Below are 25749 nucleotides of genomic sequence, written 5' to 3' on the forward strand. Positions count from 1 at the left end.
ACCAATGACCAAATGACATCGGTTATCAAACGCGTTTTGCGCCCGGAATAAGAACATTAGCCGCACATTCACCGCGCATCCTGCTTGAAAGTAACAAAACCGGCAATTAGAGAAAGCGTGTTACGTCACAAGTCGGACAGAGCAGCACAATTCGCTGAGCCTGTTAAAATGCCGGCCCATTTCACAAACGACTCCCTGAATTCTGTATGTCCCGACTCAATCCCCGGCAGCAAGAAGCCGTGAGCTACGTCGGCGGCCCTCTTTTGGTGCTCGCCGGTGCAGGCTCCGGCAAGACCAGCGTGATCACCCGCAAAATTGCGCACCTGATCCAGAACTGCGGCATCCGCGCCCAGTACATCGTCGCCATGACCTTTACCAACAAGGCCGCGCGCGAGATGAAGGAACGGGTCGGCACATTGCTCAAGGGTGGCGAAGGCCGTGGCCTGACCGTGTGCACCTTCCACAATCTGGGCCTGAACATCATCCGCAAGGAACACGTGCGCCTGGGTTACAAACCGGGCTTCTCGATCTTTGACGAAACTGACGTCAAAGCCTTGATGACCGACATCATGCAGAAGGAATACGCGGGCGACGACGGCGTCGACGAGATCAAGAACATGATCGGCTCGTGGAAAAACGACCTGATCCTGCCCGCCGAAGCCCTGGAAAACGCGCGCAACCCCAAGGAGCAGACCGCCGCCATCGTCTACACCCACTATCAGCGCACGCTCAAGGCGTTCAACGCGGTGGACTTCGACGACCTGATCCTGCTGCCGGTAAAGCTGTTCCAGGAACACGCCGACATCCTCGAAAAGTGGCAGAACAAAGTCCGCTACCTGCTGGTCGACGAATACCAGGACACCAACGCCAGCCAGTATTTGCTGGTGAAATTGCTGATCGGCACGCGCAACCAGTTCACCGTGGTCGGCGACGACGACCAGTCGATTTACGCTTGGCGCGGCGCCCGTCCGGAAAACCTGATGCTGCTCAAGGACGACTATCCGTCCCTGAAAGTGGTGATGCTGGAGCAAAACTACCGCTCCACCAGCCGCATCCTGCGTTGCGCCAACGTGCTGATCTCGAACAATCCGCACGAGTTCGAAAAACAGCTGTGGAGCGAGATGGGCCACGGCGACGAAATCCGCGTGATCCGCTGCCGCAACGAAGACGCCGAAGCCGAGCGCGTGGCGGTGGAACTGCTGACGCTGCATTTGCGCACAGACCGCCCGTACAGCGATTTCGCGATCCTGTATCGCGGCAACTACCAGGCCAAGCTGATCGAGCTGAAGCTGCAACACCACCAGATTCCGTATCGCCTCTCCGGCGGCAACAGCTTTTTCGGGCGTCAGGAAGTGAAAGACCTGATGGCCTACTTCCGCCTGATCGTGAACCCGGACGACGACAACGCCTTCCTGCGGGTGATCAACGTCCCACGCCGGGAGATCGGTTCGACCACCCTGGAAAAGCTCGGCAACTACGCCACCGAACGCAAAATCTCGATGTACGCCGCCACCGATGAGATCGGTCTGGGTGAGCATCTGGACACGCGCTTCACCGATCGCCTGTCGCGCTTCAAGCGCTTCATGGACAAGGTGCGCGAGCAGTGCGCCGGCGAAGACCCGATCTCGGCATTGCGCAGCATGGTCATGGACATCGACTACGAGAACTGGCTACGCACCAACAGCTCCAGTGACAAGGCCGCCGATTACCGCATGGGCAACGTCTGGTTCCTGATCGAGGCGTTGAAAAACACCCTGGAGAAAGACGAAGAAGGCGAGATGACCGTCGAAGACGCCATCGGCAAACTCGTCCTGCGCGACATGCTCGAACGCCAGCAGGAAGAGGAAGACGGCGCCGAAGGTGTGCAAATGATGACCTTGCACGCGTCCAAAGGCCTGGAATTCCCTTACGTGTTCATCATGGGCATGGAAGAGGAAATCCTCCCGCACCGCTCCAGCATCGAAGCCGACACCATCGAAGAAGAACGCCGCCTGGCCTACGTCGGGATTACCCGCGCGCGCCAGACCCTGGCCTTTACCTTCGCCGCCAAGCGCAAGCAGTACGGCGAAATCATCGACTGCGCGCCGAGCCGCTTCCTTGATGAGCTGCCGCCGGACGATCTGGCGTGGGAAGGCAACGACGACACACCGGTTGAAGTCAAAGCCGTTCGCGGAAATACCGCATTGGCGGATATACGCGCGATGTTAAAGCGCTAGAATTGAGCACTTTTTAATCAAAGCATTTTTAACCGAACACTTTTTGACAAGCTCGGCGCACATGGCGCCAGTAGAGGAACGCTTCATGGAAGCACTGCACCAGAAAATTCGCGAACAAGGCATCGTGCTTTCCGATCAGGTCCTGAAGGTAGACGCCTTTTTGAACCACCAGATCGACCCGGCCCTGATGAAGCTGATCGGCGACGAATTCGCCGCACTGTTCAAGGACTCGGGCATCACCAAGATCGTCACCATCGAAGCCTCGGGCATCGCCCCGGCGATCATGACCGGTTTGAACCTCGGCGTGCCGGTGATCTTCGCCCGCAAGCAGCAGTCCCTGACCCTGACTGAAAACCTGCTGTCGGCGACCGTTTACTCGTTCACCAAGAAGACCGAAAGCACCGTGGCGATTTCCCCGCGCCACCTGACCAGCAGCGACCGCGTGCTGATCATCGATGACTTTTTGGCCAACGGTAAGGCATCGCAGGCACTGATCTCGATCATCAAACAGGCGGGCGCGACCGTGGCCGGTTTGGGCATCGTGATCGAGAAGTCGTTCCAGGGTGGCCGTGCGGAACTGGATGCGCAGGGTTATCGCGTTGAATCGCTGGCCCGCGTGCAGTCGCTGGCCGGTGGTGTTGTGACCTTCATCGAGTAAGCCGCAACACTGCAAAACCTGTAGGAGCCGAGCTTGCTCGCGATGGCGGCCGGACATTCGACATTGATGTTGAATGTTATGGCCTCATCGCGAGCAAGCTCGGCTCCTACAGGGTTTTGTGGTGGTTGTTATTGCGCGGTGGCTTTCAGACCGGCCAGCAGCAATCGCTGAAACAGGTCTTCCTTCAGCCCATCCGGGTGGGTCAGTTGCATCCGTTCAAGATGCTCTGGAAACGCCGAAGCCTCTGGCGCATCCAGTGCCGCCCTGCCCAATTCCAGAATCTCCGTCAGCTTGAATTTGCTCTTCAGCCAGTTCAGGGCCCGCAACACGTCGCGCTCCACCGCGGTGAAATCACTGCCCAGCGGATACTCCGGAAACAGGTTCGGATGCCGCCCCTGAATCGTCTGTAATCGCTGCGGACTGTTATCGGCGAAACGTGGGTCGAGACGGAAGTCCTTGGGCAACTTGCCAACGCTCTGCGCCTGCTCGATCAGCCCCGACTGGAACCGTGAGTCGCTGATATTCAGCAAGGACTCGATCACGGCCGCATCCGTCTTGCCGCGCAAGTCGGCGATACCGTACTCGGTGACCACGATGTCGCGCAGGTGCCGGGGGATCGTGCAGTGGCCGTACTCCCAGACGATGTTCGAACTGACCTCACCGCCCGCCTCACGCCAACTGCGCAGCAACAGCACCGAACGTGCGCCTTCCAGTGCATGCCCCTGGGCGACGAAGTTGTACTGCCCGCCCACACCGCTGAGCACTCGCCCGTCTTGCAACTGATCGGCCACACCGGCGCCGAGCAGGGTCATGGTGAACACCGTGTTGATGAAGCGCGCATCCAGGCGCTGCAGGCGCTTGAGTTCTTCCTGACCGTAAAGCTCATTGATGTAGCTGATGCGGGTCATGTTGAATTCAACGCGCTTGCTCTGCGGCAATTCCCGCAAGCGCTCATAGAAACTGCGTGATCCCAGGAAAAACCCGCCGTGAATCGAAATGCCGTCGGTTTGCGCGGCCTCGTCCAGAGTGCCGGCATTCGCCTGCTGCTGGGTGAGGACGTCGGGATAGACCTTGCGCCGCACAATCCCGGCATCCGCGAGCACCAGCAAGCCGTTGACGAACATTTCGCTGCAACCGTACAGGCCTCTGGCGAAAGGTTCGAGGCCGCCTTCGCGCTCGATCAACTGCGCCCACTGGCTCAGATTCACGTCTGCCAGCAAAGCCTTGTAACCGTCATTGTCGGCCTGACGCGCCAGCAACGCCGCCGTCAGCGCATCGCCCATGGCGCCGATACCGATCTGCAGCGTGCCGCCGTCGCGCACCAGAGTGCTGGCGTGCAGGCCGATGAAGTGATCCTGAAAGCCCACCGGCATGTTCGGCGTGGAAAACAGCGTGGTGCTGTCTTTCTTGTCGATCAGCAGATCAAAGGTGTCGATGCCCACCTCCGCGTCGCCTGGCATATAGGGCAAGTCGTTGTGCACCTGGCCCACCAGCAGGATCGTCTCCCCCGCCGCCCGGCGTTTGGCAATCATGGGCAACAGGTCGAGGGTGATGTCCGGGTTGCAACTCAGGCTCAGGCGATCGGGATGATCGCTGTGGCTCGCCACCAATTGCGCGACCAGGTTCAAACCGGCAGCGTTGATGTCCCGTGCGGCGTGGCTGTAGTTGCTGCTGACGTAGTCCTGCTGGGCTGACGCGCTGTGCAGCAGGCTGCCGGGCTGCATGAAGAACTGCTGGATGTGGATGTTCGGCGGCAGGTTGTCTTTGTGCAGACCCTGCAGAAAATCCAGCTCCGGATAGTCGCCGAATACCTGTTCGATGAAGGGTTCGAGGAAGCGCTTCTGCAAACCATCGCCCAATGCCGGACGGCCCAGGCACAGCGCGGTGTAGATCGTCAGTCGCCGCTGCGGCAGTTGCGCAATGCGCTGGTACAGCGCGTTGACGAAGTGGTTGGGTTTACCCAGGCCAAGGGGCAAGCCCATGTGAATGTGCGCCGGCAACCGTGCCAACACATCATCCACGGCCTGTTCGATTGAACACAGCTGAACCATCTGATCCTCCCTTACATTCCGTGATTCGGGTTGGACCGAGCTTGCCGGGTCTTTGCTGCAATGAACAGTCTCAGGCACAAATCGCAGGCACAAAAAAACCGCTCGAAAGCGGTTTTTTTGCTGAAGATGTGGGCTTATTTCAGGCCGGACATCTTCTGGATGGCGCCTTTGAGCTCGGCGTCCGCGCAATCGGCGCAGGTGCCTTTTGGCGGCATTGCATTGAGGCCGGAGATCGCCTTTGCGAGCAGGCCGTCAACACCGCCTTCCTTCTTGGCACGCTCGCCCCACGCTGCGGCGTCACCGATTTTCGGTGCGCCCAACAGGCCAGTGCCGTGGCAAGCGTTGCAATGTTTTGCAATCACCTCGTCAGGGGTTTTGGCACCGCCACCACCGCCAGCAGAGGCAGCAACTTCCATCCCCTTGCACTCTTTGCCCTGAACGCAAACCTGGCCGACTGGCTCAAGGCGTTTGGCAATATCGTCGTTCGTCGCAGCTTGAGCGCTGACAGCCCAAAGGGCCAATACGGTTGCTGGTACAGCCAGCATTTTCATAATTAGATTCACGCGTTCACCCTCAATGGTGGCTAGTCACGCCTACGGCCACGGTTCGCAGGCGGGCGCAAGTATAGCGGTAAGCCCGCCACACTGAAACAACCCCAAAGTCGAAGGGGTCTTATGCTGCAGCGGAAAAACTGCCTGGGTGCCTCGGCCTGACTGGCAGGGCGCCTTCTTTACTTAGAAATTCGCCGGTGTCGCTGCGCTGATTAGTCGCGCCGGCGCATCGAACGGATTACGGAAACGATGCGGCTTGGTACTCTCAAAGTAGTAGCTATCGCCGGCTTCGAGCACAAAAGTTTCAAGCCCGACCACCAGTTCCAGCCGACCCTCCACCAAAATGCCGGTCTCCTCGCCCTCATGGGTGAGCATCTCGTCACCGGTATCGGCGCCTGGCGGGTAGATTTCATTCAGAAAGGCGATGGCCCGGCTCGGATGAGCACGGCCGACCAGTTTCATGGTCACTGCGCCATCGGAAATATCGATCAGTTCGTTGGCTTTGTAGACGATCTGCGTCGGTTTTTCCTGCAGGATTTCTTCAGAAAAGAACTCGACCATGGACATGGGAATCCCGCCCAGTACTTTGCGCAGCGAACTGATCGAGGGGCTGACGCTGTTCTTCTCGATCATCGAAATCGTGCTGTTGGTGACACCCGCGCGCTTGGCGAGCTCACGCTGCGAAAGGCCTTTGAGCTTACGGATGGATTGCAGTCGTTCACCGACGTCCAATGCTTGCGCCTCCAGGGATTCAGGTTGTAGGAATATTGAGCGTTATCATGGCGACAGCGTTCAGTATTTACAACACTTGGACCTGAATCCTGTGGGACGAGGCGACTTCCGGTGTGGACCGCTGGGTGTCAGCCCTCGGAATAGAGCAGTGGCACCCGGCGCAGGTTGCAGAAGATCTGATAAGGAATCGTGTCCGCGGCCGCCGCCACGTCGCTGGCGAGGATGTTTTTACCCCACAACTCGACGGTCGAACCGAGACCGGCTTGCGGTACATCGGTCAGGTCGATGCAGAGCATGTCCATCGACACGCGGCCGATCAACTGGCTGCGCTGCCCGGCCACCAGCACCGGCGTACCGGTGGGCGCCTGACGCGGATAGCCGTCGGCATACCCCATGGCCACCACCCCCACACGCATCGGCTTGGGTGTAATGAATTTCGCACCGTAACCAATCGGTTCACCGGCCGGCAGTTCACGCACACTGATCACTTTCGATTCCAGCGTCATCACCGGTTGCAGGCGTGAGGCGACTGCGTTGGCTTCTTCAAATGGCGTCGCGCCATACAGCATGATGCCCGGACGCACCCAATCGCTCGGAATCTGCGGCCAACCCAGCACCGCCGGCGAATTGCGCAGGCTGATCTCTGCCGACAAACCCTGGCGCGCGGCTTCAAATACCGCGACCTGCTCGGCGCTGGACTGCTCGTGCAGTTCATCGGCCCGGGCGAAGTGGCTCATCAATACAACCTTTGCCACCTTGCCGCTGGCCAGCAGCCGTTGATAGGCCGCCTGATAATCCTTTGGATGCAAGCCCACCCGATGCATGCCCGAATCCAGCTTCAGCCAGACGGTGATCGGCTTGCTCAGCGAAGCTTTCTCGATGGCTTCAAGCTGCCAGAGCGAATGCACCACACACCAGAAATCATGCTCGACAATCAGCGACAACTCGTCAGCTTCGAAGAACCCTTCCAGCAGCAGGACCGGCGCACGAATGCCCGCGGAACGCAGCTCCAGCGCTTCCTCGATGCAGGCCACGGCAAAACCGTCTGCCTCGACTTCCAGCGCCTGGGCGCAACGCACTGCGCCATGGCCGTAGGCATCGGCCTTGATCACCGCGAGGGCCTTGGCCCCGGTGATTTCACGGGCGATTCGGTAGTTGTGACGCAGGGCTTGAAGGTCGATCAGGGCACGGGCAGGACGCATGGCGGCAGACTTCTGGTCGGGTCATTGGGGAAGAAAAACCGGCGCTGGCTGACAGCATCAACCGCCAACAGCACCGGGAGAGGGATCTTTCTGAGCTACTGGTTTCAGATCAATTATGGCAGAGCGGCTACAACCGACAGCTCAACCAGGATCTCCGGTTCACACAGTTTCGATTCAACCGTGGCACGCGCGGGTGCGACGCCTTTTGGCAGCCACTGGTCCCATACCGCGTTCATGCCTTCGAAGTGTGCATCAATGTCTTTCAGGTAAATCGTGACCGACAACAGGTGGTTCTTGTCAGTACCGGCCAGATCGAGCAAACGCTCGATGTTGGCAAGGGTCTCACGGGTCTGCTGTTCAATCCCGGCGCTCAAGTCATCGCCGACTTGCCCGGCCAGATACACGGTGCCGTTGTGGCTGACGATCTGACTCATGCGCTCATTGGTGAGCTGGCGCTGGACTGACATGCTTTGCGGACTCCTGGGTCTTATTGCCATAACGGGAAATATCGAGGCCTTCGGCGCTGATCTGCGGCGTTCTTTTCGCCATCAGGTCAGCCAGCAAGCGACCGGAGCCACAAGCCATGGTCCAGCCGAGTGTGCCGTGACCGGTGTTCAGGAACAGGTTCTTGAACGGTGTCGCGCCAACGATCGGCGTGCCGTCCGGGGTGGTCGGACGCAGGCCGGTCCAGAAACTGGCCTGGGCCAGATCGCCGCCCTGAGGATAAAGGTCGTTGACGATCATCTCCAGGGTTTCGCGCCGACGCGGGTTCAGCGACAGGTCAAAACCGGCAATCTCCGCCATGCCGCCGACGCGGATGCGGTTGTCGAAACGGGTGATCGCGACCTTGTAGGTCTCGTCGAGAATGGTCGAGGTCGGGGCCATGGCCGGGTTGGTGATCGGCACGGTCAGCGAGTAACCCTTGAGCGGGTACACCGGCGCCTTGATCCCCAGCGGCTTGAGCAATTGCGGCGAGTAGCTGCCGAGCGCCAGCACGTAGCGGTCAGCGGTTTCCAACTTGCCGTCGATCCACACGCCGTTGATGCGATCACCGGCGTAGTCGAGCTTCTGAATGTCCTGGCCGAAGCGGAATTCCACACCCAGTTTCACCGCCATTTCGGCCAAGCGGGTGGTGAAGATCTGGCAGTCGCCGGTCTGGTCGTTCGGCAGGCGCAGGGCGCCGGCGAGGATGTCGGTGACGCTGGCCAGCGCCGGCTCAACGCGGGCAATGCCGGCGCGGTCGAGCAGTTCGAACGGTACGCCGGACTCTTTCAGCACCGCGATGTCTTTGGCGGCGCCATCCAGTTGAGCTTGGGTGCGGAACAGTTGCGTCGTGCCCAGGCTACGGCCTTCATAGGCAATGCCGGTTTCAGCGCGGAGTTCGTCGAGGCAGTCACGGCTGTACTCGGACAGGCGGACCATGCGCTCCTTGTTCACCGCGTAACGGCTGGCGGTGCAGTTGCGCAGCATCTGCGCCATCCACAGGTACTGATCGATATCGGCAGTGGCCTTGATCGCCAGCGGTGCGTGGCGCTGCAACAGCCATTTGATGGCTTTGAGCGGCACACCCGGCGCCGCCCACGGCGAGGCATAACCCGGCGAAACCTGGCCGGCGTTGGCGAAACTGGTCTCCATGGCAGCGGCCGGCTGACGGTCCACCACCACCACTTCAAACCCGGCCCGAGCCAGATAATAAGCACTGGCGGTACCGATGACGCCGCTACCCAAGACCATAACGCGCATTTTCATATCCCTCATCGCGGCTAACCGCTGACGTGTGTTGTATTCAAACAGTGATGCGCGCAGTGTAAAAAAGATTTGCCAGTGATTTTCACTATATAAGCGGCTATATTTGGCGACAATTCTCGGCAAAAACCCTTTTCACGGAGGCGCATCCCCTATGCGTACCAACACCCAGACCAAACGGGAGCTGGACAAGATCGATCGCAACATCTTGCGGATCCTGCAAGCGGACGGACGTATCTCCTTCACGGAGCTGGGGGAAAAGGTCGGGCTCTCGACCACGCCCTGTACGGAGCGGGTCCGGCGTCTGGAGCGCGAAGGGATCATCATGGGCTACAACGCCCGGCTCAATCCGCAACACCTGAAGGGTAGTCTCCTGGTGTTCGTCGAGATCAGTCTCGACTACAAATCCGGTGATACTTTCGAAGAGTTCCGACGTGCAGTGCTGAAATTGCCCCATGTACTGGAATGCCACCTGGTGTCAGGGGATTTCGACTATCTGGTGAAGGCGCGGATTTCCGAGATGGCCTCGTACCGCAAACTGCTGGGCGATATCCTGCTCAAGTTGCCGCATGTTCGCGAATCCAAGAGCTACATCGTGATGGAAGAGGTGAAAGAGAGCTTGAGTTTGCCGATTCCGGATTGACCCTCCACTGATCGTTCCCATGCTCCGCGTGGGAATGCAGCCCGGGATGCTCTGCGTCCCATCCAAAGCCGAACGCAGAGCGTCCGAAGAGGCATTCCCACGCAGAGCGTGGGAACGATCAAAGAATGCGATCGAATGTGGGAGCGGGCTTGCTCGCGAATGCAGGCGACTCGGTCTACTAGACCAACACCTGCCGGGTAGACGCCATGTACTCATGAATCTGCTTCTCCACCCGCGGATGAATCAACTCCACCGGCCCGCGCCCATTCGGGCATGGCAGCGTCTTGGTGGTGCCGAACAACCGGCAGATCAGCGGTCGCTCGTCATAGACCGTGCAGCCGTTGGGCCCCAGGTGAACGCAATTGAGTTCATCCATCGCCGCATCCTGCTCGGCGCGGGTCTTGCGCGGCAGGCGGGACATTTCTTCCGGCGAGGTCGTCACCGGCCCACAGCAGTCATGGCAGCCGGGCACACACTCGAACGACGGAATCTGCTGGCGCAGCGTGCGTATTTTCTGACTGTTGCAGCTCATTGAAGCGGTGACCAAAAGCGAAATAGAGCGCGATTCTGAAGCAAAGGCGCCGATCCATACAGCAGCAGCCGACCAATGTTGCCCGCATCCGAAGGTCCGGCTTATGCTCCGTCAAATTTTCCAAACGCCAGAATCGGGAATACGCCCATGAATGCCGGTGCTCAGCAATCCGCCCCAGGCCACCAGCACACCGCCTCTTATTACGCCGCCAGCAGCCTGCCGCAGCCTGACTATCCGGCGCTCAGCGGTGACCTGGTAGCGGATGTGTGCGTGGTCGGCGGCGGGTTTTCCGGGCTGAACACGGCGCTTGAACTGGCGGAGCGTGGCTTGAGTGTCATCCTGCTTGAAGCCCACAAGATTGGCTGGGGTGCCAGCGGACGCAATGGCGGGCAGTTGATTCGCGGTGTCGGCCATGGCCTGGACCAGTTCGCCAACGTGATCGGTGCGGACGGCGTGCGTCAGATGAAACTCATGGGCCTTGAGGCGGTGGAAATCGTCCGCCAGCGTGTCGAACGCTTTCAGATCCCTTGCGACCTGACCTGGGGTTACTGCGACCTGGCCAACAAGCCACGCGACCTCGAAGGCTTCGCCGAAGACGCCGAAGAGCTGCGCGGCCTCGGTTACCGTTATGAAACCCGCCTGCTGCAAGCCAATGAAATGCACACGGTGGTGGGCTCCGACCGTTACGTTGGCGGCCTGATCGATATGGGCTCGGGGCATTTGCACCCACTGAACCTGGCACTGGGCGAAGCGGCCGCCGCCCAGCAATTGGGGGCGCTGTTGTTTGAACAGTCGGCGGTCTCCCGCATCGATTACGGCCCCGAAATCAAAGTCCACACGGCCCAGGGCTCGGTCCGCGCCAAGACTCTGGTACTGGGCTGCAACGCCTACCTCAACCAACTCAACCCTGAACTCAGCGGCAAGGTCCTGCCGGCCGGCAGCTACATCATTGCCACCGAACCCTTGAGCAAAGAACAGGCGCACGCCCTGCTGCCGCAGAACATGGCGGTCTGCGATCAGCGGGTGGCGCTCGATTACTATCGCCTCTCGGCAGACCGGCGCCTGCTGTTTGGGGGCGCCTGTCACTATTCAGGCCGTGATCCGAAAGACATCGCGGCGTACATGCGACCGAAGATGCTGGACGTCTTCCCGCAACTGGGCGCGGTGAAAATCGACTATCAATGGGGCGGGATGATCGGCATCGGCGCCAACCGGCTGCCGCAGATCGGCCGACTTAAAGACCAGCCCAACGTGTATTACGCCCAGGCCTATTCCGGTCATGGGGTAAATGCCACGCATCTGGCCGGCCAGTTGCTGGCCGAGGCGATCAGTGGCCAGCACAGCGGCGGGTTCGATCTGTTTGCCAAGGTGCCGCACATCACCTTCCCTGGCGGCAAACATTTGCGTTCACCGTTGTTGGCGTTGGGGATGCTTTGGCATCGGCTTAAAGAGTTGGTCTGAGGGATCTTCGGTGCCAGCACAGACGCCATCGCGGGCAAGCCCGGCTCCTACATTAGTTAATCTGCGCACGACACAAAACTGTAGGAGCCGGGCTTGCCCGCGATGAGGCCCGAAAGAACACCACAGATCAGATCCGCCAGAAAGGCTTGAGCCCCTCCTCCCGCGCCTGCTCCGGAGACAGCCCCACATCCCTGAGCTGCTCCGGCGTCAGCGCCAGCAACGCCTTGCGCGTGTGCAGACGATGCCAGAACAGACCCCAGCGACTCAGGCCGGACGGCGCATTGCGCATCAGCGCCTCACGCGTACCGCTTTCCTGCCCTCTCGCCAGTTCCTGACTGTGTAACGTCAGCCGCACATCGCTCAAGCCGTTCATTTTGATTGCTCCTGTTTACTTGGGTAGCCAGAGCTTTCATGATGCGTGGACGACGAAAAGCATTACAGATTCAACACACAAGTATTAATTCCATACAGATTTTACGTTTCAGCGTCTGAATCCCAGTTTTTTGCCCGATCTGTATTGGTTAACCGAATCACTCACACCGAGACTGCACCATGACCCTTTACGTCAACCTCGCCGAATTGCTCGGCACGCGTATCGAACAGGGCTTCTATCGCCCCGGTGACCGGCTGCCCTCGGTGCGGGCGTTGAGTGTCGAACATGGCGTCAGCCTGAGCACCGTGCAGCAGGCCTATCGCGTCCTGGAAGACAGTGGCCTGGCGACGCCGAAACCCAAGTCGGGCTACTTCGTGCCGGTGGGTCGTGAACTGCCGGAGCTGCCGGCCATCGGGCGCCCGGCCCAGCGACCGGTGGATATTTCGCAATGGGACCAGGTGCTGGAGCTGATCCGCGCGGTGCCACGCAAAGATGTGGTGCAACTGGGTCGCGGCATGCCGGACATCACCACCCCGACCATGAAACCGCTGCTGCGCAACCTCGCGCGTATCAGCCGCCGACAAGACATGCCCGGTCTGTATTACGACAACATTCACGGCACCCTCGAACTGCGCGAACAGATTGCACGCCTGATGCTCGACTCCGGTTGCCAGTTGAGCGCCAGCGATCTGGTGGTCACGACAGGCTGCCATGAAGCGCTCTCCACCAGCATTCGGGCCATCTGCGAGCCGGGGGACATTGTGGCGGTGGACTCGCCGAGCTTTCACGGCGCCATGCAGACCCTGAAGGGGCTGGGCATGAAAGCCCTGGAGATTCCCACCGACCCACTCACCGGCATCAGCCTCGATGCGCTGGAACTGGCCCTGGAACAGTGGCCGATCAAAGTCATACAGTTGACCCCCAACTGCAACAACCCACTGGGCTACATCATGCCGGAGTCGCGCAAACGTGCGTTGTTGACGCTGGCACAGCGTTTCGATGTGGCGATTATCGAGGACGATGTGTATGGCGAACTGGCCTACACCTACCCTCGGCCACGCACGATCAAATCCTTCGACGAGGACGGTCGCGTCCTGCTGTGCAGTTCGTTTTCCAAAACCCTGGCCCCCGGATTGCGCATCGGTTGGGTAGCCCCCGGCCGTTACCTGGAACGGGTGCTGCACATGAAATACATCAGCACTGGCTCCACCGCGCCACAACCGCAGATTGCGATTGCCGAGTTTCTCAAGGCGGGGCACTTCGAACCGCATTTGCGGCGGATGCGCACGCAATACCAGCGCAATCGCGACGTGATGATCGACTGGGTCACGCGCTACTTCCCGGCCGGCACCCGCGCCAGTCGCCCACAAGGCAGCTTCATGCTGTGGGTTGAGCTGCCGGAAAGCTTCGACACCCTGAAACTGAATCGCGCCCTGCATGATCAAGGCGTACAGATTGCCGTCGGCAGCATCTTTTCCGCGTCGGGCAAGTACCGCAACTGTCTGCGCATGAACTACGCTGCCAAGCCAACACCGCAGATCGAAGAAGCGGTGCGCAAGGTCGGCGCCCTGGCGATCACACTGTTAGCGGAAACTGACAGCATCTCTGACTGACTTTTCTCGGAAACCCAGCGTCCATATGCCGACACCTGCCGCCAATCGGAACGATCCTACGTGAGAGTCAGACAGTCCCTGCTCGCTCTTCTGCTATTCGCCTCGTTCCTCAGCGGCTGCGCCAGCGTTGACGTTCAGCGCCATCCGAGCCAGGCGCTGCCGGCCAGCGACTCGGCGTTCGGTCGCTCGGTCCAGGCGCAGGCCGCGCCTTATCAGGGTCGCTCGGGCTTCCGCCTGCTGTCCGACAGCACCGAGGCCTTCACCGCCCGCGCCGAACTGATCCGCAACGCACAAAGCAGCCTCGATTTGCAGTACTACATCGTGCATGACGGCATCAGCACGCGGATGCTGGTAGAAGAACTGCTCAAGGCTGCCGACCGTGGCGTGCGGGTGCGCATTCTGCTCGATGACACCACCAGCGACGGCCAGGATCAAATCATCGCGACCCTCGCGGCGCACCCGAAAATCCAGATCCGCGTGTTCAACCCGTTGCATTTGGGGCGCAGCTCCGGCGTGACGCGAACCGTGGGCCGCCTGTTCAACCTGTCGCTGCAACATCGGCGCATGCACAACAAACTGTGGCTGGCGGACAACAGCATGGCGATCGTGGGTGGGCGCAATCTGGGCGACGAGTACTTCGACGCCGAGCCCAACATGAATTTCACCGACATCGACATGCTCAGCGTCGGCCCGGTGGCCGAACAGCTGGGACACAGTTTCGATCAGTACTGGAACAGCGCGCTGAGCAAGCCGATCGAGCAATTCCTGTCCAGCAAACCGACGGCCAAGGACCTGCAAAACACCCGGACCCGCCTGGAGGAGTCGCTGGATGAATCGCGCAAGCAGAACCATGCGCTGTATCAGCAATTGATGACCTTCAAGACGCACCCGCGCCTGGACATCTGGCGCCGAGAACTGATCTGGGCCTGGAATCAGGCGTTATGGGACGCACCGAGCAAGGTGTTGGCCGATGGAGAGCCAGATCCGCAACTATTGCTGACGACACAACTGGCACCTGAAATGAAGGGCGTCAGCAAAGAGCTGGTCATGCTCTCGGCTTACTTCGTGCCCGGCCAGCCAGGCCTGGTGTACCTGACCGGTCGCGCCGATGCCGGTGTGTCCGTGAGCTTGCTGACCAACTCACTGGAAGCCACGGACGTGCCGGCCGTGCATGGCGGGTATGCGCCCTATCGCAAGGCATTACTGGAACACGGCGTGAAGTTGTTCGAGCTGCGCCGCCAGCCGGGTGCGGGCGGAGGCAGCGGCAGTGGGCCACACTTTTTCGGACGCCCGACTTACTCGGGCTCCGACTCCAGCCTGCACAGCAAGGCCATTGTCTTCGACCAACAGAAGTCCTTCGTCGGCTCGTTCAATTTCGATCCGCGCTCAGTGCTGTGGAACACCGAAGTCGGCGTGTTGGTGGACAGTCCCGAGCTGGCCACCCATGTGCGCGATTTGGCAATGCAGGGCATGGCGCCACCGTTGAGCTATGAGGCGAAACTGGAGGATGACCGGGTGGTCTGGGTCACCGAAGATGACGGCCAGTTGCACACCCTGACCAAAGAACCGGGGAGCTGGTGGCGGCGGCTCAACGCATGGATGAGCACCACCGTCGGCCTGGAGCGGATGCTCTAGCGGGCGATAAAAATCTCTGTAGGAGTCAGGCAGGTTCGGCAACCGTGCCAAACGCACCCTGGCGCATCAGCAGAATCACCAAGCCGAATGCCCCGGCCGCCATCAGCAACGGCAACGCATGCCCACTGATCCACTGGCTGCCGGCACCCGCCGCCAATGGCCCGACCAGGCAACCGATCCCCCACAGCTGCGCGATATGGGCATTGGCGCGCACCAGCGCATCGTCGCGATAACGCTCGCCGATCAGGATCAGTGACAAGGTGAACAAGCCGCCCGCACTGGCGCCGAACAACACCCACAACGGCCAGATCAGCAGCGTGTCGATCAGCAATGGAATCGCCAGGCTCGACAACAGCAAGACCACGGCGCAGCCCGTGAACAGCGTGCGTCGGGACAATCGATCCGCCAGCGCACCAATCGGCAGCTGCAACAACGCATCACCGACCACCACGGTACTGACCATCGCCAGGGCAATCTCCGTGGTGAAACCTTGACGCAGGCAGTACACCGGCAACAACGTCAGGATCATCGCCTCGAACGCGGCGAACAACGACACCGCCCAGGCAATCGCCGGCAGGCCACGACAGAAAACCCACAAGTCGCCGAACGTCACGCCACTCGCTTCGCTGCTGGGCGCGCCGCTGCGACCCAACAACAGGAACGGTGCCGCCGTCAGCAAGCCAACACCGACCCAGAATCCGTAATCGTGTTCAGTGCCCAGAACACCCAGCAGCACAGGCCCGGCAAGCTGGCTCAGGGCATAGCTGCAGCCATACAGCGCAACCAGCCGCCCGCGCCACTCTTCCACCACGAGTTGGTTGATCCAGCTTTCACCGAGAATAAAGACCAGCGTCAGAATGACTCCGATCATCAGCCGCAACACCAGCCAGATCGAATAGCTCGGCAACAGCGCGAGCAAGCCGATGGACAACGCCCCGGCCCACAGGCACAGACGCATCAGATTGGCCGTGCCCAGACGCGCGGCCAGATGACTGGAGACTTTCGCCCCCAGCAACACGCCAATGGCCGGCATCGCCGCCATCACGCCGATGGCGAATGAGTCGTAGCCCCAGCTTTCCAGGCGAAACGACACCAGCGGCATGCTGACGCCCAAGGCCAGGCCGACACTCAAGACAGACGCCAACACGGCGAAATAAGTCGCCCAACGCATGTTCCACGCTCCTGTGGATATTTTCATGTACAACACAAAACACTGTGGGAGCGAGCTTGCTCGCGATAACGGTTTCACATTCAACAATGACGTCGACTGTCAGACCGCTATCGCGAGCAAGCTCGCTCCCACAGGGGATCTTCGTTGTGCCGGGCCCCGGTCTCGGGGCCCGCTACTGATTACAACTTGATCCAGGTCGCCTTCAGCTCGGTGTACTTGTCGAACGCGTGCAGCGACTTGTCGCGGCCGTTACCCGACTGCTTGAAGCCACCGAACGGAGCGGTCATGTCGCCGCCGTCGTACTGGTTGACCCAAACACTACCGGCGCGCAGTGCGCGGGCGGTCAGGTGAGCCTTGGAGATGTCCTTGGTCCACACCGCAGCGGCGAGGCCGTATGGCGTGTCGTTGGCAATCGCAACGGCTTCTTCGGCAGTGTCGAAAGCAATGACCGACAACACCGGGCCAAAGATTTCTTCCTGGGCGATTTTCATCGCGTTGCTCACACCGTCGAAAATCGTTGGCTCAACGTAAGTGCCACCGGTTTCCTGGAGCGTGCGCTTGCCACCGGCCACCAGTTTGGCGCCGTCGGCATGACCCGACTCAATGTAGGACAGCACAGTGTTCATCTGCTGGGTATCGACCAGCGCGCCGACGTTGGTCGCCGGGTCCAGCGGGTTGCCTGGCTTCCAGGTTTTCAGGGCCTCGATCACCAGTGGCAGGAATTTATCCTTGATCGAACGCTCCACCAGCAGGCGCGAACCGGCGGTGCAGACTTCACCCTGGTTGAAGGCGATGGCGCCGGCAGCGGCTTCGGCCGCTTCCTGCAGGTTTGGTGCATCGGCGAACACGATGTTCGGGCTCTTGCCGCCGGCTTCGAGCCAGACGCGCTTCATATTCGACTCGCCCGAGTAGATCAGCAGTTGCTTGGCGATTTTGGTCGAACCGGTGAACACCAGTGTGTCGACATCGTTGTGCAGGGCCAGGGCCTTGCCGACGGTGTGACCGTAACCTGGCAGCACGTTCAGCACGCCTTTCGGGATACCGGCTTCAACGGCCAGCGCAGCGATACGAATGGCGGTCAGCGGCGATTTTTCCGACGGTTTTAGGATCACCGAGTTACCGGTCGACAGCGCCGGGCCGAGTTTCCAGCACGCCATCATCAGCGGGAAGTTCCACGGCACGATGGCGCCGACAACGCCAACCGGCTCGCGCGTCACCAGACCGAGTTGATCGTGCGGGGTGGCGGCGACTTCGTCGTAAATCTTGTCGATGGCTTCGCCGCTCCAGCTCAGGGCTTGCGCCGCGCCGGGAACGTCGATGTACAGGGAATCGCTGATCGGCTTGCCCATGTCCAGGGTTTCAAGCAGCGCCAGCTCTTCAGCATTCTGCTTCAACAGGCCGGCGAAACGGATCATGGTGGCTTTGCGTTTGGCCGGCGCCAGGCGCGACCAGACACCGGAATTGAAGGTGGCGCGGGCGTTTTCAACCGCGCGCTGGGCGTCGGCGGCGTCACAGCTGGCAATCTTGCCCAGCAGACGGCCATCGACCGGGCTGATGCACTCGAAGGTCTCGCTGGAGACGGCGTCGGTGTATTCACCATTGATGTAAGCGCGGCCTTCGATCTTCAGATCGCGAGCCCGTTGTTCCCAATCGGCACGAGTCAGGGTGGTCATTCGAGTGTCCTCCTCTTATTGAATACGAACGCTGCGCGGTCTTCGCGGGCGCTGTCAGGAATTCTGCCCGGCCAGCCTGCTTTTCGGCCCAAGGCAACCCCCACCCTAAACCAGCGGCAGGTGAAGTTTCAATATATTTGACATAAGGCCGTCAAACGGCCTTGCGATGTTCATTTTAATAAACATAGACTTTGGGCTTTTCAGGCAATCACGGGAAATTACAACAATGAATATCCAGGATGTCGTCGACTTCAGCCAAGCCACGACAGCGCCCGAGCGCTATCGACCGGACCCGGTGAAAATCCTCAAGGGCGACCCGGAACAAGCGGTATACAACCATTACAACAGCCCGTGCGGGCAGTTGAATGCTGGCGTTTGGGAAGGCGACGTCGGGCAATGGACGGTGAACTTCACCGAACACGAGTACTGCGAAATCGTTCAAGGGGTTTCGGTGCTGCGCGACAACGATGGCAACAGCAAAACCCTGCGCGCGGGTGACCGCTTCGTGATTCCTGCCGGGTTCCGCGGCACTTGGGAAGTGCTGGAGCCGTGCCGCAAGATTTATGTGGCGTTTGAACAGAAAGCTTGAGGATTTAGATTGTCTGGGCCGACGCTTTCGCGAGCAGGCTCGGTCCCACAGGTTTTGTAATCGACACAGATTTCTGTAGGAGCATGGCTTGCCCGCGATGAGGCCCTGACAGGCCCCACAAAACTCAGGACACAAAAAAGGCCCGTATCTCGCGATACGGGCCTTTTTCGTAAGAGAGAAAAATCAATTACTTGATTTTGCCTTCTTTGTAGATCACGTGCTTGCGAACAACCGGATCAAATTTCTTGATCTCGATTTTGTCCGGGGTAGTACGCTTGTTCTTGTCGGTAGTGTAGAAGTGACCAGTACCGGCGCTCGAAATCAAACGAATCAATTCACGCATGATTAGCTCCCTTAGATCTTGCCGGCTTTGCGGATTTCGGCCAGCACGACAGTGATGCCACGCTTGTCGATGATACGCATGCCTTTGGCAGATACGCGCAGACGCACGAAACGTTTCTCTTCTTCAACCCAGAAGCGGTGATGCTGCAGGTTCGGCAGGAAACGACGACGGGTTTTGTTGTTTGCGTGGGAAATGTTATTCCCAGTCACCGGACCCTTACCGGTAACTTGACATACTCTCGACATGCCTCAGCCCTCTAAAACCACATGCCCAACCCGGCATGGGTTGGCCGCTTAATCTCTCAGTCATTTGGCGCCAGGCGCCGCGTTTCTTTAGAGGTCTTACCGGCTACACCTACAGTGAAGGAACCGGGCCCCTAGAAAAGAGCGCTGCTTTATACCAGAAAGACTGAAGAGCAACAACATTCCGTGTGCACAGACCTGATAAAAACCCCGTTTTTCGGGCCACGAGCGCCTTGGATAAAGGCTATCGTGGCTAAAGACCGCTCGTCGCAGAGAATCGGTCAAACCGCCCATTCAGGATTTTTCTCAGCCGGTGCGCACTGAAATCAATCGCACATACTCCCCTTAAAATGAAAAAGGGGATAGTCATTTGCAAAAGAGCCCACTAGGGTAAGCCTTTTCCAGACTGCACTTGCAGATGGGCCTTCGATCTGTAAAGGAATCCGACCATGCGCCTCGCTGCCCTACCGTTGTTGCTCGCCCCTCTCCTGCTGAGCCCACTGGCCCATGCCGCGGCGCTTAGCGTCTGCACCGAGGCCAGCCCCGAAGGGTTCGACGTGGTGCAATACAACTCGCTGACCACCACCAACGCCTCGGCCGACGTGCTGATGAACCGCCTGGTGGACTTCGACACGGCCAGCGGCAAAGTGGTCCACAGCTTGGCGGACAGCTGGGAAGTCACACCCGACGGCCTGACGTACGTGTTCAAACTGCGTCCGGACGTAAAATTCCACACTACTGAATACTTCAGCCCGACGCGCGAACTGACCGCTGAAGACGTAATCTTCAGCTTCGAGCGCATGCTCGACCCGGCCAACCCTTGGCACCAAGTGGCCCAGAGTGGCTTCCCCCACGCGCAATCGATGCAGTTGCCGGCACTGATCAAGAAAATCGACGCGCTGGACCCGCTCACCGTACGATTCACCCTCGACCACCCGGATTCGACGTTCCTCGCCACATTGAGCATGGGGTTCGCCTCGATCTATTCCGCCGAGTATGCCGACAAGCTAATGAAGGCTGGCGCTGCCGAGAAGCTCAACAGCCAGCCCATCGGCACCGGCCCATTCGTGTTCACGCGTTTCCAGAAAGACGCCTCGATTCGCTACAAGGCCAACCCGGATTACTTCCGCGGCAAGCCTTCGGTGGACCCTCTGGTCTTCGCAATCACCCCGGACGCCAACGTGCGCCTGCAGAAATTGCGGCGCAACGAATGCCAGATCGCCCTGTCACCCAAACCTCTGGACGTACAGGCCGCGCTGAAAGAGCCGACGCTTAAAGTCGAAAAGACTGACGCCTTCATGACCGCGTTCGTTGGCATCAACAGCCAGCATCCACCGCTGGACAAGCCGGAAGTGCGCCAGGCGATCAACCTCGCCTTCGATAAGGCCAACTACATCAAAGCCGTGTTCGAGGACACCGCCGAGCCCGCCAACGGCCCCTACCCGCCGAACACCTGGAGCTACGCCAAAGGCCTGCCGGGTTACCCGCACGACGTTGCAAAGGCCAAGGCGTTGATGGCCAAGGCCGGGCTCAAGGACGGCTTCCAGACCACCATCTGGACCCGTCCTTCCGGCAGCTTGCTGAACCCCAATCCCAGCCTCGGCGCGCAATTGCTGCAATCCGATCTGGCGGAAATCGGCATTCAGGCCGAAATCCGCGTGATCGAATGGGGCGAACTGATCCGCCGCGCCAAGGCCGGCGAGCACGACCTGCTGTTCATGGGCTGGGCTGGCGACAACGGCGACCCGGATAACTTCCTTACGCCGCAGTTTTCCTGCGCGGCGGTCAAGTCCGGGACCAACTTCGCACGGTACTGCAATCAGGATCTGGACAAGCTGATCAGCGCCGGCAAGACCACCGGCGAGCAAGGCGTGCGCACCAAGCTCTACGAACAGGCGCAGGCTCAGATTCAGCAACAGGCGCTGTGGTTGCCGCTGGCACACCCGACGGCGTTTGCGCTGACGCGTAAGGATGTCGAGGGTTACTCCGTTAGTCCGTTTGGCCGCCAGGATTATTCGAAGGTAGTCCTCAAACCATAAGCGACAACACAAAACCTGTGGGAGCGGGCTTGCCCGCGATAGCGGACTTTCAGGCGACAACCATGTTGAATTTGCCGACGTCATCGCGGGCAAGCCCGCTCCCACAGGGACTCACTTAACTTCGACCCCCTCGCTTACATCCACCCGTACTCAGCCATCGACAGCGGCTCGCCGTCACCGATGATGAAATGGTCGAGCACCCGCACGTCAATCAAATCCAATGCCTCTTGCAGGCGTTTGGTCAGCAGCCGATCTGCCTGACTCGGATCAGGATTGCCCGACGGATGGTTGTGGCACAGGATCAACGCTGCGGCGTTGTGGGCCAACGCGCGCTTAACCACTTGCCTCGGGTAGACGCTGGTGCTGTCGATGGAGCCGCGAAACAGCACCTCAAAGGTCAGCACTTGATGCTTGGAATCCAGAAACAGACAGCCAAATACCTCATGAGGCTCGTGGCGCAGCATCGATTTCAGGTAATCCCGAACGGCCTGCGGGTTCTCCAACGCTGACTTTTGACGTGCGCGCTCGGCCAAATGCCTCCGGCCCATCTCCTGCGCTGCTTGCAACTGAGCGAATTTCGCTGGCCCGAGCCCCAATTGCCTGCTGAAGGCGACCTGATCGGCCTCAAGCAATGAGCGCAGGCTGCCAAACTGATTCAGCAGGTGTCGCGCCAGATCCACCGCGCTTTTACCTGAAACGCCAGTGCGTAAAAAAATCGCCAGCAACTCTGCGTCCGAAAGACTTGCCGAGCCCAACTCCAACAACCTCTCCCGCGGCCGCTCCGCCGCCGGCCAATCACGAATACTCATAGCACCTTCCCTGTCTGTGGGCGCCGCTGTTCCATTGCGGTCGCTGTGATATCGTAGCCCATCTTTTTTGCGGGCGATTTCACTCCTGGGGAGGGGGTATCGCCCTGCTGTCATCAACGAAATGAAAGGCAGACCTATGCAGCGGCTGTATCGGAAACGCATCGTTCTGGGCGTCGGCGGCGGCATCGCTGCCTACAAGAGCGCCGACCTGGTTCGCCGCCTGATGGACCAGGGCGCCGAAGTGCGCGTGGTCATGACCCGTGGCGGTGCCGAGTTCATCACCCCGCTGACCATGCAGGCCCTGTCCGGGCACCCTGTGCACCTGGACCTGCTGGACCCGGCAGCCGAAGCGGCGATGGGCCACATCGAGCTGGCCAAATGGGCAGACCTGGTGCTGATCGCCCCGGCGACCGCCGACCTGATCGCGCGCCTGGCCCAAGGCATCGCCAACGACCTGTTGACCACGCTGGTGCTGGCCACCGACGCCGTGGTCGCCGTTGCCCCGGCGATGAACCAGGCCATGTGGCGCGATCCGGCGACCCAGGCCAACCTGCAAATCCTCGAAAGCCGCGACATCAAAACCTTCGGCCCGGCCTCCGGCAGCCAGGCCTGTGGCGACGTTGGCCTGGGCCGTATGCTCGAAGCCACCGACCTTGCCCAGTGCGCGGCGGACTGTTTCCAGCGCCAGGCGCTGACTGGCAAACACGTGCTGATCACCGCCGGTCCGACCCAGGAAAACATCGACCCGGTGCGCTACATCACCAACCACAGCTCCGGGAAAATGGGCTTTGCCCTGGCCGAAGCCGCGGTGGAAGCCGGCGCCCGCGTGACCTTGATCACCGGCCCGGTGCACCTGCCAACGCCGGATCGCGTTACGCGTATTGACGTAGTCAGTGCCCGCGACATGCTCGCCGCGTGCGAAGCCGCGATCCCTTGCGACCTGTTCATCGCCTCGGCAGCGGTCGCGGACTACCGTCCGGAAGTGGTCGCCCCACAGAAACTCAAGAAAGACCCTACGAACGGCGACGGCTTGTTGCTACAAATGGTGCGCAACCCGGACATCCTGGCCACCATCGCCACACGCCCCGACCGCCCGTTCAGTGTCGGTTTTGCCGCCGAGACCGAACACCTGCTCGATTACGCTGCCCGCAAGTTGAAAGACAAAAACCTCGATTTGATCGTCGCCAACGACGTCGCCAACCCGAGCATTGGCTTCAACAGCGAAGAAAACGCCTGCAGCGTGATCGACCGTGAGCTTCACGCCACACTTTTCGCCCAGACCAGCAAGAGCAAAATTGCTCGCCAGCTGATCACTTTTATCGCCGAACGTCTGAACCAGGTTTAATTTACATGCACGCTTTGCAAGCCAAGATCCTCGACCCTCGCATCGGTACTGAATTCCCGCTGCCGCAATACGCCACGCCCGGCTCCGCTGGCCTCGACCTGCGCGCCATGCTGGAAAAAGACATCGTGATAAAACCGGGTGAAACCGTGCTGATCCCCACCGGCCTGTCGGTTTACATCGGCGACCCGGGCCTGGCCGCGCTGATCCTGCCGCGCTCGGGCCTGGGCCATAAGCACGGGATCGTGCTGGGTAACCTGGTCGGCTTGATCGACTCCGATTACCAGGGCCCATTGATGGTGTCCTGCTGGAACCGTGGCCAGACCGATTTCACCATGGTCATTGGCGAGCGTCTGGCCCAGCTGGTTCTGGTGCCTGTGGTGCAAGCGCATTTCGAGATGGTCGAAGAATTCGTCGAAACCCAGCGCGGCACGGGCGGTTTCGGTCACTCCGGTAGCCACTGATCAAAAAACAGGCAACAGTGTGGTGAGGGGCTTGCTCCCTCGCCCCATTTGCTCTGAAAGTTGAACATTCATCTGGAAGGTTTACCGCTGAAAATCAAGGCATTGGCCGGCCAAATCACCGCTGACGTCACTGGCATGGCCTTTTCGCACCACGAACTCTCTGTGGAAAACACCGTCATACCCTTCAGTTTGAGCCTGCCGACGAATGATTCGCCGGTCTGTCCAGCCACTTTCGAGATGGAGCATTTCCACAGATGAACAGCCCAGCCCACATCGCCCCCAAGTTCCCCGACAGCATTTTCCGCGCCTACGATATCCGCGGCACTGTCCCGGAATTTCTGAATGCTGAAACGGCCTACTGGCTCGGCCGTGCCATCGGCGCCCAAAGCCTGGCTCAGGACGAACCCAATGTTTCGGTTGGCCGTGACGGCCGCCTGTCTGGCCCGGAACTGGTCGAGCAACTGATCAAGGGGCTGGTCGACGCCGGCTGCCAGGTCAGCGACGTTGGCCTGGTACCAACGCCGGCGCTGTATTACGCCGCCAACGTGCTGGCGGGCAAGTCCGGCGTGATGTTGACCGGCAGCCACAACCCGTCGAACTACAACGGCTTCAAGATCGTCATCGCCGGCGATACGCTGGCCAACGAACAGATCCAGGCCCTGCACGACCGCCTCAAGACCAACAACCTGAGCAGCGGCAAAGGCAGCGTCACCAAGGTCGACATTCTCGACCGCTATAACACCGAAATCGTCCAGGACATCAAACTGGCCCGCCGCCTGAAAGTCGTCGTGGACTGCGGCAACGGCGCGGCCGGCGTGATCGCCCCGCAACTGATCGAAGCGCTGAACTGCGAAGTCATCCCGCTGTTCTGCGAAGTCGACGGCAACTTCCCCAACCACCACCCGGACCCGGGCAAGCCTGAAAACCTCGTGGACCTGATCGCCAAGGTCAAGGAAACCAATGCCGACCTGGGCCTGGCCTTCGACGGCGATGGCGACCGCGTTGGCGTGGTGACCAACACCGGCAGCATCGTCTACCCGGACCGCCTGCTGATGCTGTTCGCCCGCGACGTTGTAGCGCGCAACCCGGATGCGGAAATCATCTTCGACGTCAAATGCACCCGCCGCCTGGTTCCGCTGATCAAGGAATACGGTGGTCGGCCGCTAATGTGGAAGACCGGTCACTCGCTGATCAAAAAGAAAATGAAACAATCCGGCGCACTGCTGGCCGGCGAAATGAGCGGGCACATCTTCTTCAAGGAGCGCTGGTTCGGTTTCGACGACGGCATTTACAGCGCCGCGCGGTTGCTGGAGATCCTCAGCAAGGAAAAATCATCGGCCGAAGAGCTGTTTGCGACCTTCCCGAACGATATTTCTACGCCGGAAATCAATATCCATGTGACCGAAGAGAGCAAATTCAGCATCATTGATGCATTGCACGATGCGACGTGGGGCGAAGGCGCTAACCTGACCACCATCGACGGCGTGCGAGTCGACTACGCCAAAGGCTGGGGCCTGGTGCGCGCATCCAACACCACACCGGTGCTGGTGTTGCGCTTCGAGGCCGATGACGAGGCTGAATTGCAGCGCATCAAGGACGTCTTCCATGTCCAGTTGAAGCGTGTTGCACCTGATCTCCAACTACCGTTCTGATTCACCCGGAGC

General features: G+C 60.0%; 23 protein-coding genes and 1 pseudogene. 11 read left to right on the forward strand and 13 right to left on the reverse strand.

The features are described 5' to 3' along the window. Positions 1-206: 206 nt before the first annotated feature. Positions 207-2216: a DNA helicase Rep gene (rep, locus tag LOY55_RS29720; RefSeq protein ID WP_046030650.1), complete on the forward strand. Its 2010-nt coding sequence runs from the start codon at positions 207-209 to the stop codon at positions 2214-2216. 85 nt (positions 2217-2301) lie between these two features. Beyond that, complete coding sequence (locus LOY55_RS29725) at positions 2302-2874, forward strand: xanthine phosphoribosyltransferase (protein WP_027926370.1); 573 nt, start codon at positions 2302-2304, stop codon at positions 2872-2874. A 128-nt stretch (positions 2875-3002) separates the two neighbouring features. Here LOY55_RS29725 and LOY55_RS29730 read toward each other — a convergent pair whose 3' ends face one another. The 6 genes from LOY55_RS29730 to dadA form a co-directional block, all read right to left on the reverse strand. Next, entirely contained in the window at positions 3003-4925 is a 1923-nt protein-coding gene (locus LOY55_RS29730; protein ID WP_109785729.1) for an acetyl-CoA hydrolase/transferase C-terminal domain-containing protein, read from the reverse strand. 134 nt (positions 4926-5059) lie between these two features. Continuing rightward, a complete protein-coding gene (locus LOY55_RS29735) occupies positions 5060-5476 on the reverse strand; it encodes a cytochrome c5 family protein (protein ID WP_033053381.1) in 417 nt (138 codons plus the stop codon). Positions 5477-5659: 183 nt separating this feature from the next. Beyond that, positions 5660-6208, reverse strand: coding sequence for a cupin domain-containing protein (locus LOY55_RS29740; protein ID WP_007947433.1), 549 nt, complete (start codon positions 6206-6208; stop codon positions 5660-5662). 128 nt (positions 6209-6336) lie between these two features. Further along, a complete protein-coding gene (gene alr, locus LOY55_RS29745) occupies positions 6337-7410 on the reverse strand; it encodes an alanine racemase (protein WP_109785730.1) in 1074 nt (357 codons plus the stop codon). A gap of 113 nt (positions 7411-7523) precedes the next feature. Continuing rightward, positions 7524-7877 carry a RidA family protein gene (locus LOY55_RS29750; protein WP_109785731.1) on the reverse strand — a complete coding sequence of 118 codons (354 nt, stop codon included), beginning with the start codon at positions 7875-7877 and terminating at the stop codon, positions 7524-7526. Continuing rightward, complete coding sequence (gene dadA, locus LOY55_RS29755) at positions 7849-9153, reverse strand: D-amino acid dehydrogenase (RefSeq protein WP_109785770.1); 1305 nt, start codon at positions 9151-9153, stop codon at positions 7849-7851. Before dadA ends, LOY55_RS29750 begins: the two co-directional genes overlap by 29 nt. Positions 9154-9310: 157 nt before the next feature. Between dadA and LOY55_RS29760 the strand changes: the two genes are divergently transcribed. Continuing rightward, positions 9311-9799 carry an Lrp/AsnC ligand binding domain-containing protein gene (locus LOY55_RS29760; RefSeq protein WP_003177284.1) on the forward strand — a complete coding sequence of 163 codons (489 nt, stop codon included), beginning with the start codon at positions 9311-9313 and terminating at the stop codon, positions 9797-9799. A 178-nt stretch (positions 9800-9977) separates the two neighbouring features. Here the strand turns inward: LOY55_RS29760 and LOY55_RS29765 are convergent, their stop codons facing one another. Continuing rightward, the gene (locus LOY55_RS29765; protein WP_007947437.1) at positions 9978-10331 is read right to left on the reverse strand and encodes a YkgJ family cysteine cluster protein; all 354 of its coding nucleotides are present in this window, start codon (positions 10329-10331) and stop codon (positions 9978-9980) included. 147 nt (positions 10332-10478) lie between these two features. On the opposite strand from LOY55_RS29765, the gene LOY55_RS29770 reads away from it, so the two are divergent. Further along, complete coding sequence (locus LOY55_RS29770; protein ID WP_223523034.1) at positions 10479-11792, forward strand: FAD-binding oxidoreductase; 1314 nt, start codon at positions 10479-10481, stop codon at positions 11790-11792. Between the two features lie 127 nt (positions 11793-11919). Here LOY55_RS29770 and LOY55_RS29775 read toward each other — a convergent pair whose 3' ends face one another. After that, positions 11920-12165: a DUF1127 domain-containing protein gene (locus LOY55_RS29775; protein ID WP_223523036.1), complete on the reverse strand. Its 246-nt coding sequence runs from the start codon at positions 12163-12165 to the stop codon at positions 11920-11922. Between the two features lie 179 nt (positions 12166-12344). Here LOY55_RS29775 and LOY55_RS29780 point away from each other — a divergent pair, with 179 nt between their 5' ends. Together LOY55_RS29780 and LOY55_RS29785 are read left to right on the forward strand one after the other, a co-directional pair. Continuing rightward, complete coding sequence (locus tag LOY55_RS29780; protein ID WP_109785735.1) at positions 12345-13778, forward strand: PLP-dependent aminotransferase family protein; 1434 nt, start codon at positions 12345-12347, stop codon at positions 13776-13778. 60 nt (positions 13779-13838) lie between these two features. After that, a complete protein-coding gene (locus LOY55_RS29785; protein WP_258667274.1) occupies positions 13839-15413 on the forward strand; it encodes a phospholipase D family protein in 1575 nt (524 codons plus the stop codon). A 25-nt stretch (positions 15414-15438) separates the two neighbouring features. Here the strand turns inward: LOY55_RS29785 and LOY55_RS29790 are convergent, their stop codons facing one another. Both LOY55_RS29790 and LOY55_RS29795 read right to left on the reverse strand, forming a co-directional pair. Continuing rightward, entirely contained in the window at positions 15439-16584 is a 1146-nt protein-coding gene (locus tag LOY55_RS29790) for an MFS transporter (RefSeq protein ID WP_258667276.1), read from the reverse strand. 179 nt (positions 16585-16763) lie between these two features. Further along, positions 16764-18257: an aldehyde dehydrogenase gene (locus tag LOY55_RS29795; protein ID WP_223523038.1), complete on the reverse strand. Its 1494-nt coding sequence runs from the start codon at positions 18255-18257 to the stop codon at positions 16764-16766. A 226-nt stretch (positions 18258-18483) separates the two neighbouring features. Here LOY55_RS29795 and LOY55_RS29800 point away from each other — a divergent pair, with 226 nt between their 5' ends. Beyond that, positions 18484-18846, forward strand: coding sequence for a cupin domain-containing protein (locus LOY55_RS29800; protein ID WP_109785739.1), 363 nt, complete (start codon positions 18484-18486; stop codon positions 18844-18846). Between the two features lie 187 nt (positions 18847-19033). Here the strand turns inward: LOY55_RS29800 and rpmG are convergent, their stop codons facing one another. Beyond that, positions 19034-19189, reverse strand: coding sequence for a 50S ribosomal protein L33 (rpmG, locus tag LOY55_RS29805; RefSeq protein WP_007894709.1), 156 nt, complete (start codon positions 19187-19189; stop codon positions 19034-19036). Between the two features lie 11 nt (positions 19190-19200). Beyond that, positions 19201-19434, reverse strand: coding sequence for a 50S ribosomal protein L28 (gene rpmB / locus LOY55_RS29810; protein ID WP_007894701.1), 234 nt, complete (start codon positions 19432-19434; stop codon positions 19201-19203). Between the two features lie 446 nt (positions 19435-19880). Between rpmB and LOY55_RS29815 the strand changes: the two genes are divergently transcribed. Next, on the forward strand, positions 19881-21470 hold the full coding sequence (locus LOY55_RS29815) for an ABC transporter substrate-binding protein (RefSeq protein ID WP_109785740.1): 1590 nt from the start codon (positions 19881-19883) through the stop codon (positions 21468-21470). Positions 21471-21604: 134 nt separating this feature from the next. Here the strand turns inward: LOY55_RS29815 and radC are convergent, their stop codons facing one another. Further along, positions 21605-22279: a RadC family protein gene (gene radC, locus LOY55_RS29820; RefSeq protein ID WP_046030672.1), complete on the reverse strand. Its 675-nt coding sequence runs from the start codon at positions 22277-22279 to the stop codon at positions 21605-21607. Between the two features lie 136 nt (positions 22280-22415). Between radC and coaBC the strand changes: the two genes are divergently transcribed. From coaBC to LOY55_RS29835, 3 genes and pseudogenes are all read left to right on the forward strand, one after another. Further along, positions 22416-23624 carry a bifunctional phosphopantothenoylcysteine decarboxylase/phosphopantothenate--cysteine ligase CoaBC gene (gene coaBC / locus LOY55_RS29825; RefSeq protein ID WP_077431033.1) on the forward strand — a complete coding sequence of 403 codons (1209 nt, stop codon included), beginning with the start codon at positions 22416-22418 and terminating at the stop codon, positions 23622-23624. Between the two features lie 5 nt (positions 23625-23629). Continuing rightward, the gene (gene dut / locus LOY55_RS29830; RefSeq protein ID WP_046030675.1) at positions 23630-24085 is read left to right on the forward strand and encodes a dUTP diphosphatase; all 456 of its coding nucleotides are present in this window, start codon (positions 23630-23632) and stop codon (positions 24083-24085) included. 275 nt (positions 24086-24360) lie between these two features. Continuing rightward, positions 24361-25737, forward strand: a pseudogene (locus tag LOY55_RS29835) (phosphomannomutase/phosphoglucomutase); the annotation flags it as partial. Positions 25738-25749 lie beyond the last annotated feature (12 nt).

Origin of the sequence: Pseudomonas sp. B21-040, assembly GCF_024748695.1 — a bacterium.
In the GTDB taxonomy this organism is placed as follows: Bacteria; Pseudomonadota; Gammaproteobacteria; order Pseudomonadales; family Pseudomonadaceae; genus Aquipseudomonas.

Coding starts and splice junctions, on each gene's coding strand:
- LOY55_RS29780 (WP_109785735.1), top strand. CDS start 12,345: ATGACCCTTTACGTCAACCTCGCCGAATTGCTCGGCACGCGTATCGAA.
- rep (WP_046030650.1), top strand. CDS start 207: ATGTCCCGACTCAATCCCCGGCAGCAAGAAGCCGTGAGCTACGTCGGC.
- LOY55_RS29795 (WP_223523038.1), bottom strand. CDS start 18,257: ATGACCACCCTGACTCGTGCCGATTGGGAACAACGGGCTCGCGATCTG.
- alr (WP_109785730.1), bottom strand. CDS start 7,410: ATGCGTCCTGCCCGTGCCCTGATCGACCTTCAAGCCCTGCGTCACAAC.
- LOY55_RS29765 (WP_007947437.1), bottom strand. CDS start 10,331: ATGAGCTGCAACAGTCAGAAAATACGCACGCTGCGCCAGCAGATTCCG.
- dut (WP_046030675.1), top strand. CDS start 23,630: ATGCACGCTTTGCAAGCCAAGATCCTCGACCCTCGCATCGGTACTGAA.
- LOY55_RS29735 (WP_033053381.1), bottom strand. CDS start 5,476: ATGAAAATGCTGGCTGTACCAGCAACCGTATTGGCCCTTTGGGCTGTC.
- rpmB (WP_007894701.1), bottom strand. CDS start 19,434: ATGTCGAGAGTATGTCAAGTTACCGGTAAGGGTCCGGTGACTGGGAAT.
- LOY55_RS29800 (WP_109785739.1), top strand. CDS start 18,484: ATGAATATCCAGGATGTCGTCGACTTCAGCCAAGCCACGACAGCGCCC.
- LOY55_RS29725 (WP_027926370.1), top strand. CDS start 2,302: ATGGAAGCACTGCACCAGAAAATTCGCGAACAAGGCATCGTGCTTTCC.
- rpmG (WP_007894709.1), bottom strand. CDS start 19,189: ATGCGTGAATTGATTCGTTTGATTTCGAGCGCCGGTACTGGTCACTTC.
- LOY55_RS29750 (WP_109785731.1), bottom strand. CDS start 7,877: ATGTCAGTCCAGCGCCAGCTCACCAATGAGCGCATGAGTCAGATCGTC.
- LOY55_RS29775 (WP_223523036.1), bottom strand. CDS start 12,165: ATGAACGGCTTGAGCGATGTGCGGCTGACGTTACACAGTCAGGAACTG.
- LOY55_RS29790 (WP_258667276.1), bottom strand. CDS start 16,584: ATGCGTTGGGCGACTTATTTCGCCGTGTTGGCGTCTGTCTTGAGTGTC.
- radC (WP_046030672.1), bottom strand. CDS start 22,279: ATGAGTATTCGTGATTGGCCGGCGGCGGAGCGGCCGCGGGAGAGGTTG.
- dadA (WP_109785770.1), bottom strand. CDS start 9,153: ATGCGCGTTATGGTCTTGGGTAGCGGCGTCATCGGTACCGCCAGTGCT.
- coaBC (WP_077431033.1), top strand. CDS start 22,416: ATGCAGCGGCTGTATCGGAAACGCATCGTTCTGGGCGTCGGCGGCGGC.
- LOY55_RS29770 (WP_223523034.1), top strand. CDS start 10,479: ATGAATGCCGGTGCTCAGCAATCCGCCCCAGGCCACCAGCACACCGCC.
- LOY55_RS29760 (WP_003177284.1), top strand. CDS start 9,311: ATGCGTACCAACACCCAGACCAAACGGGAGCTGGACAAGATCGATCGC.
- LOY55_RS29730 (WP_109785729.1), bottom strand. CDS start 4,925: ATGGTTCAGCTGTGTTCAATCGAACAGGCCGTGGATGATGTGTTGGCA.
- LOY55_RS29815 (WP_109785740.1), top strand. CDS start 19,881: ATGCGCCTCGCTGCCCTACCGTTGTTGCTCGCCCCTCTCCTGCTGAGC.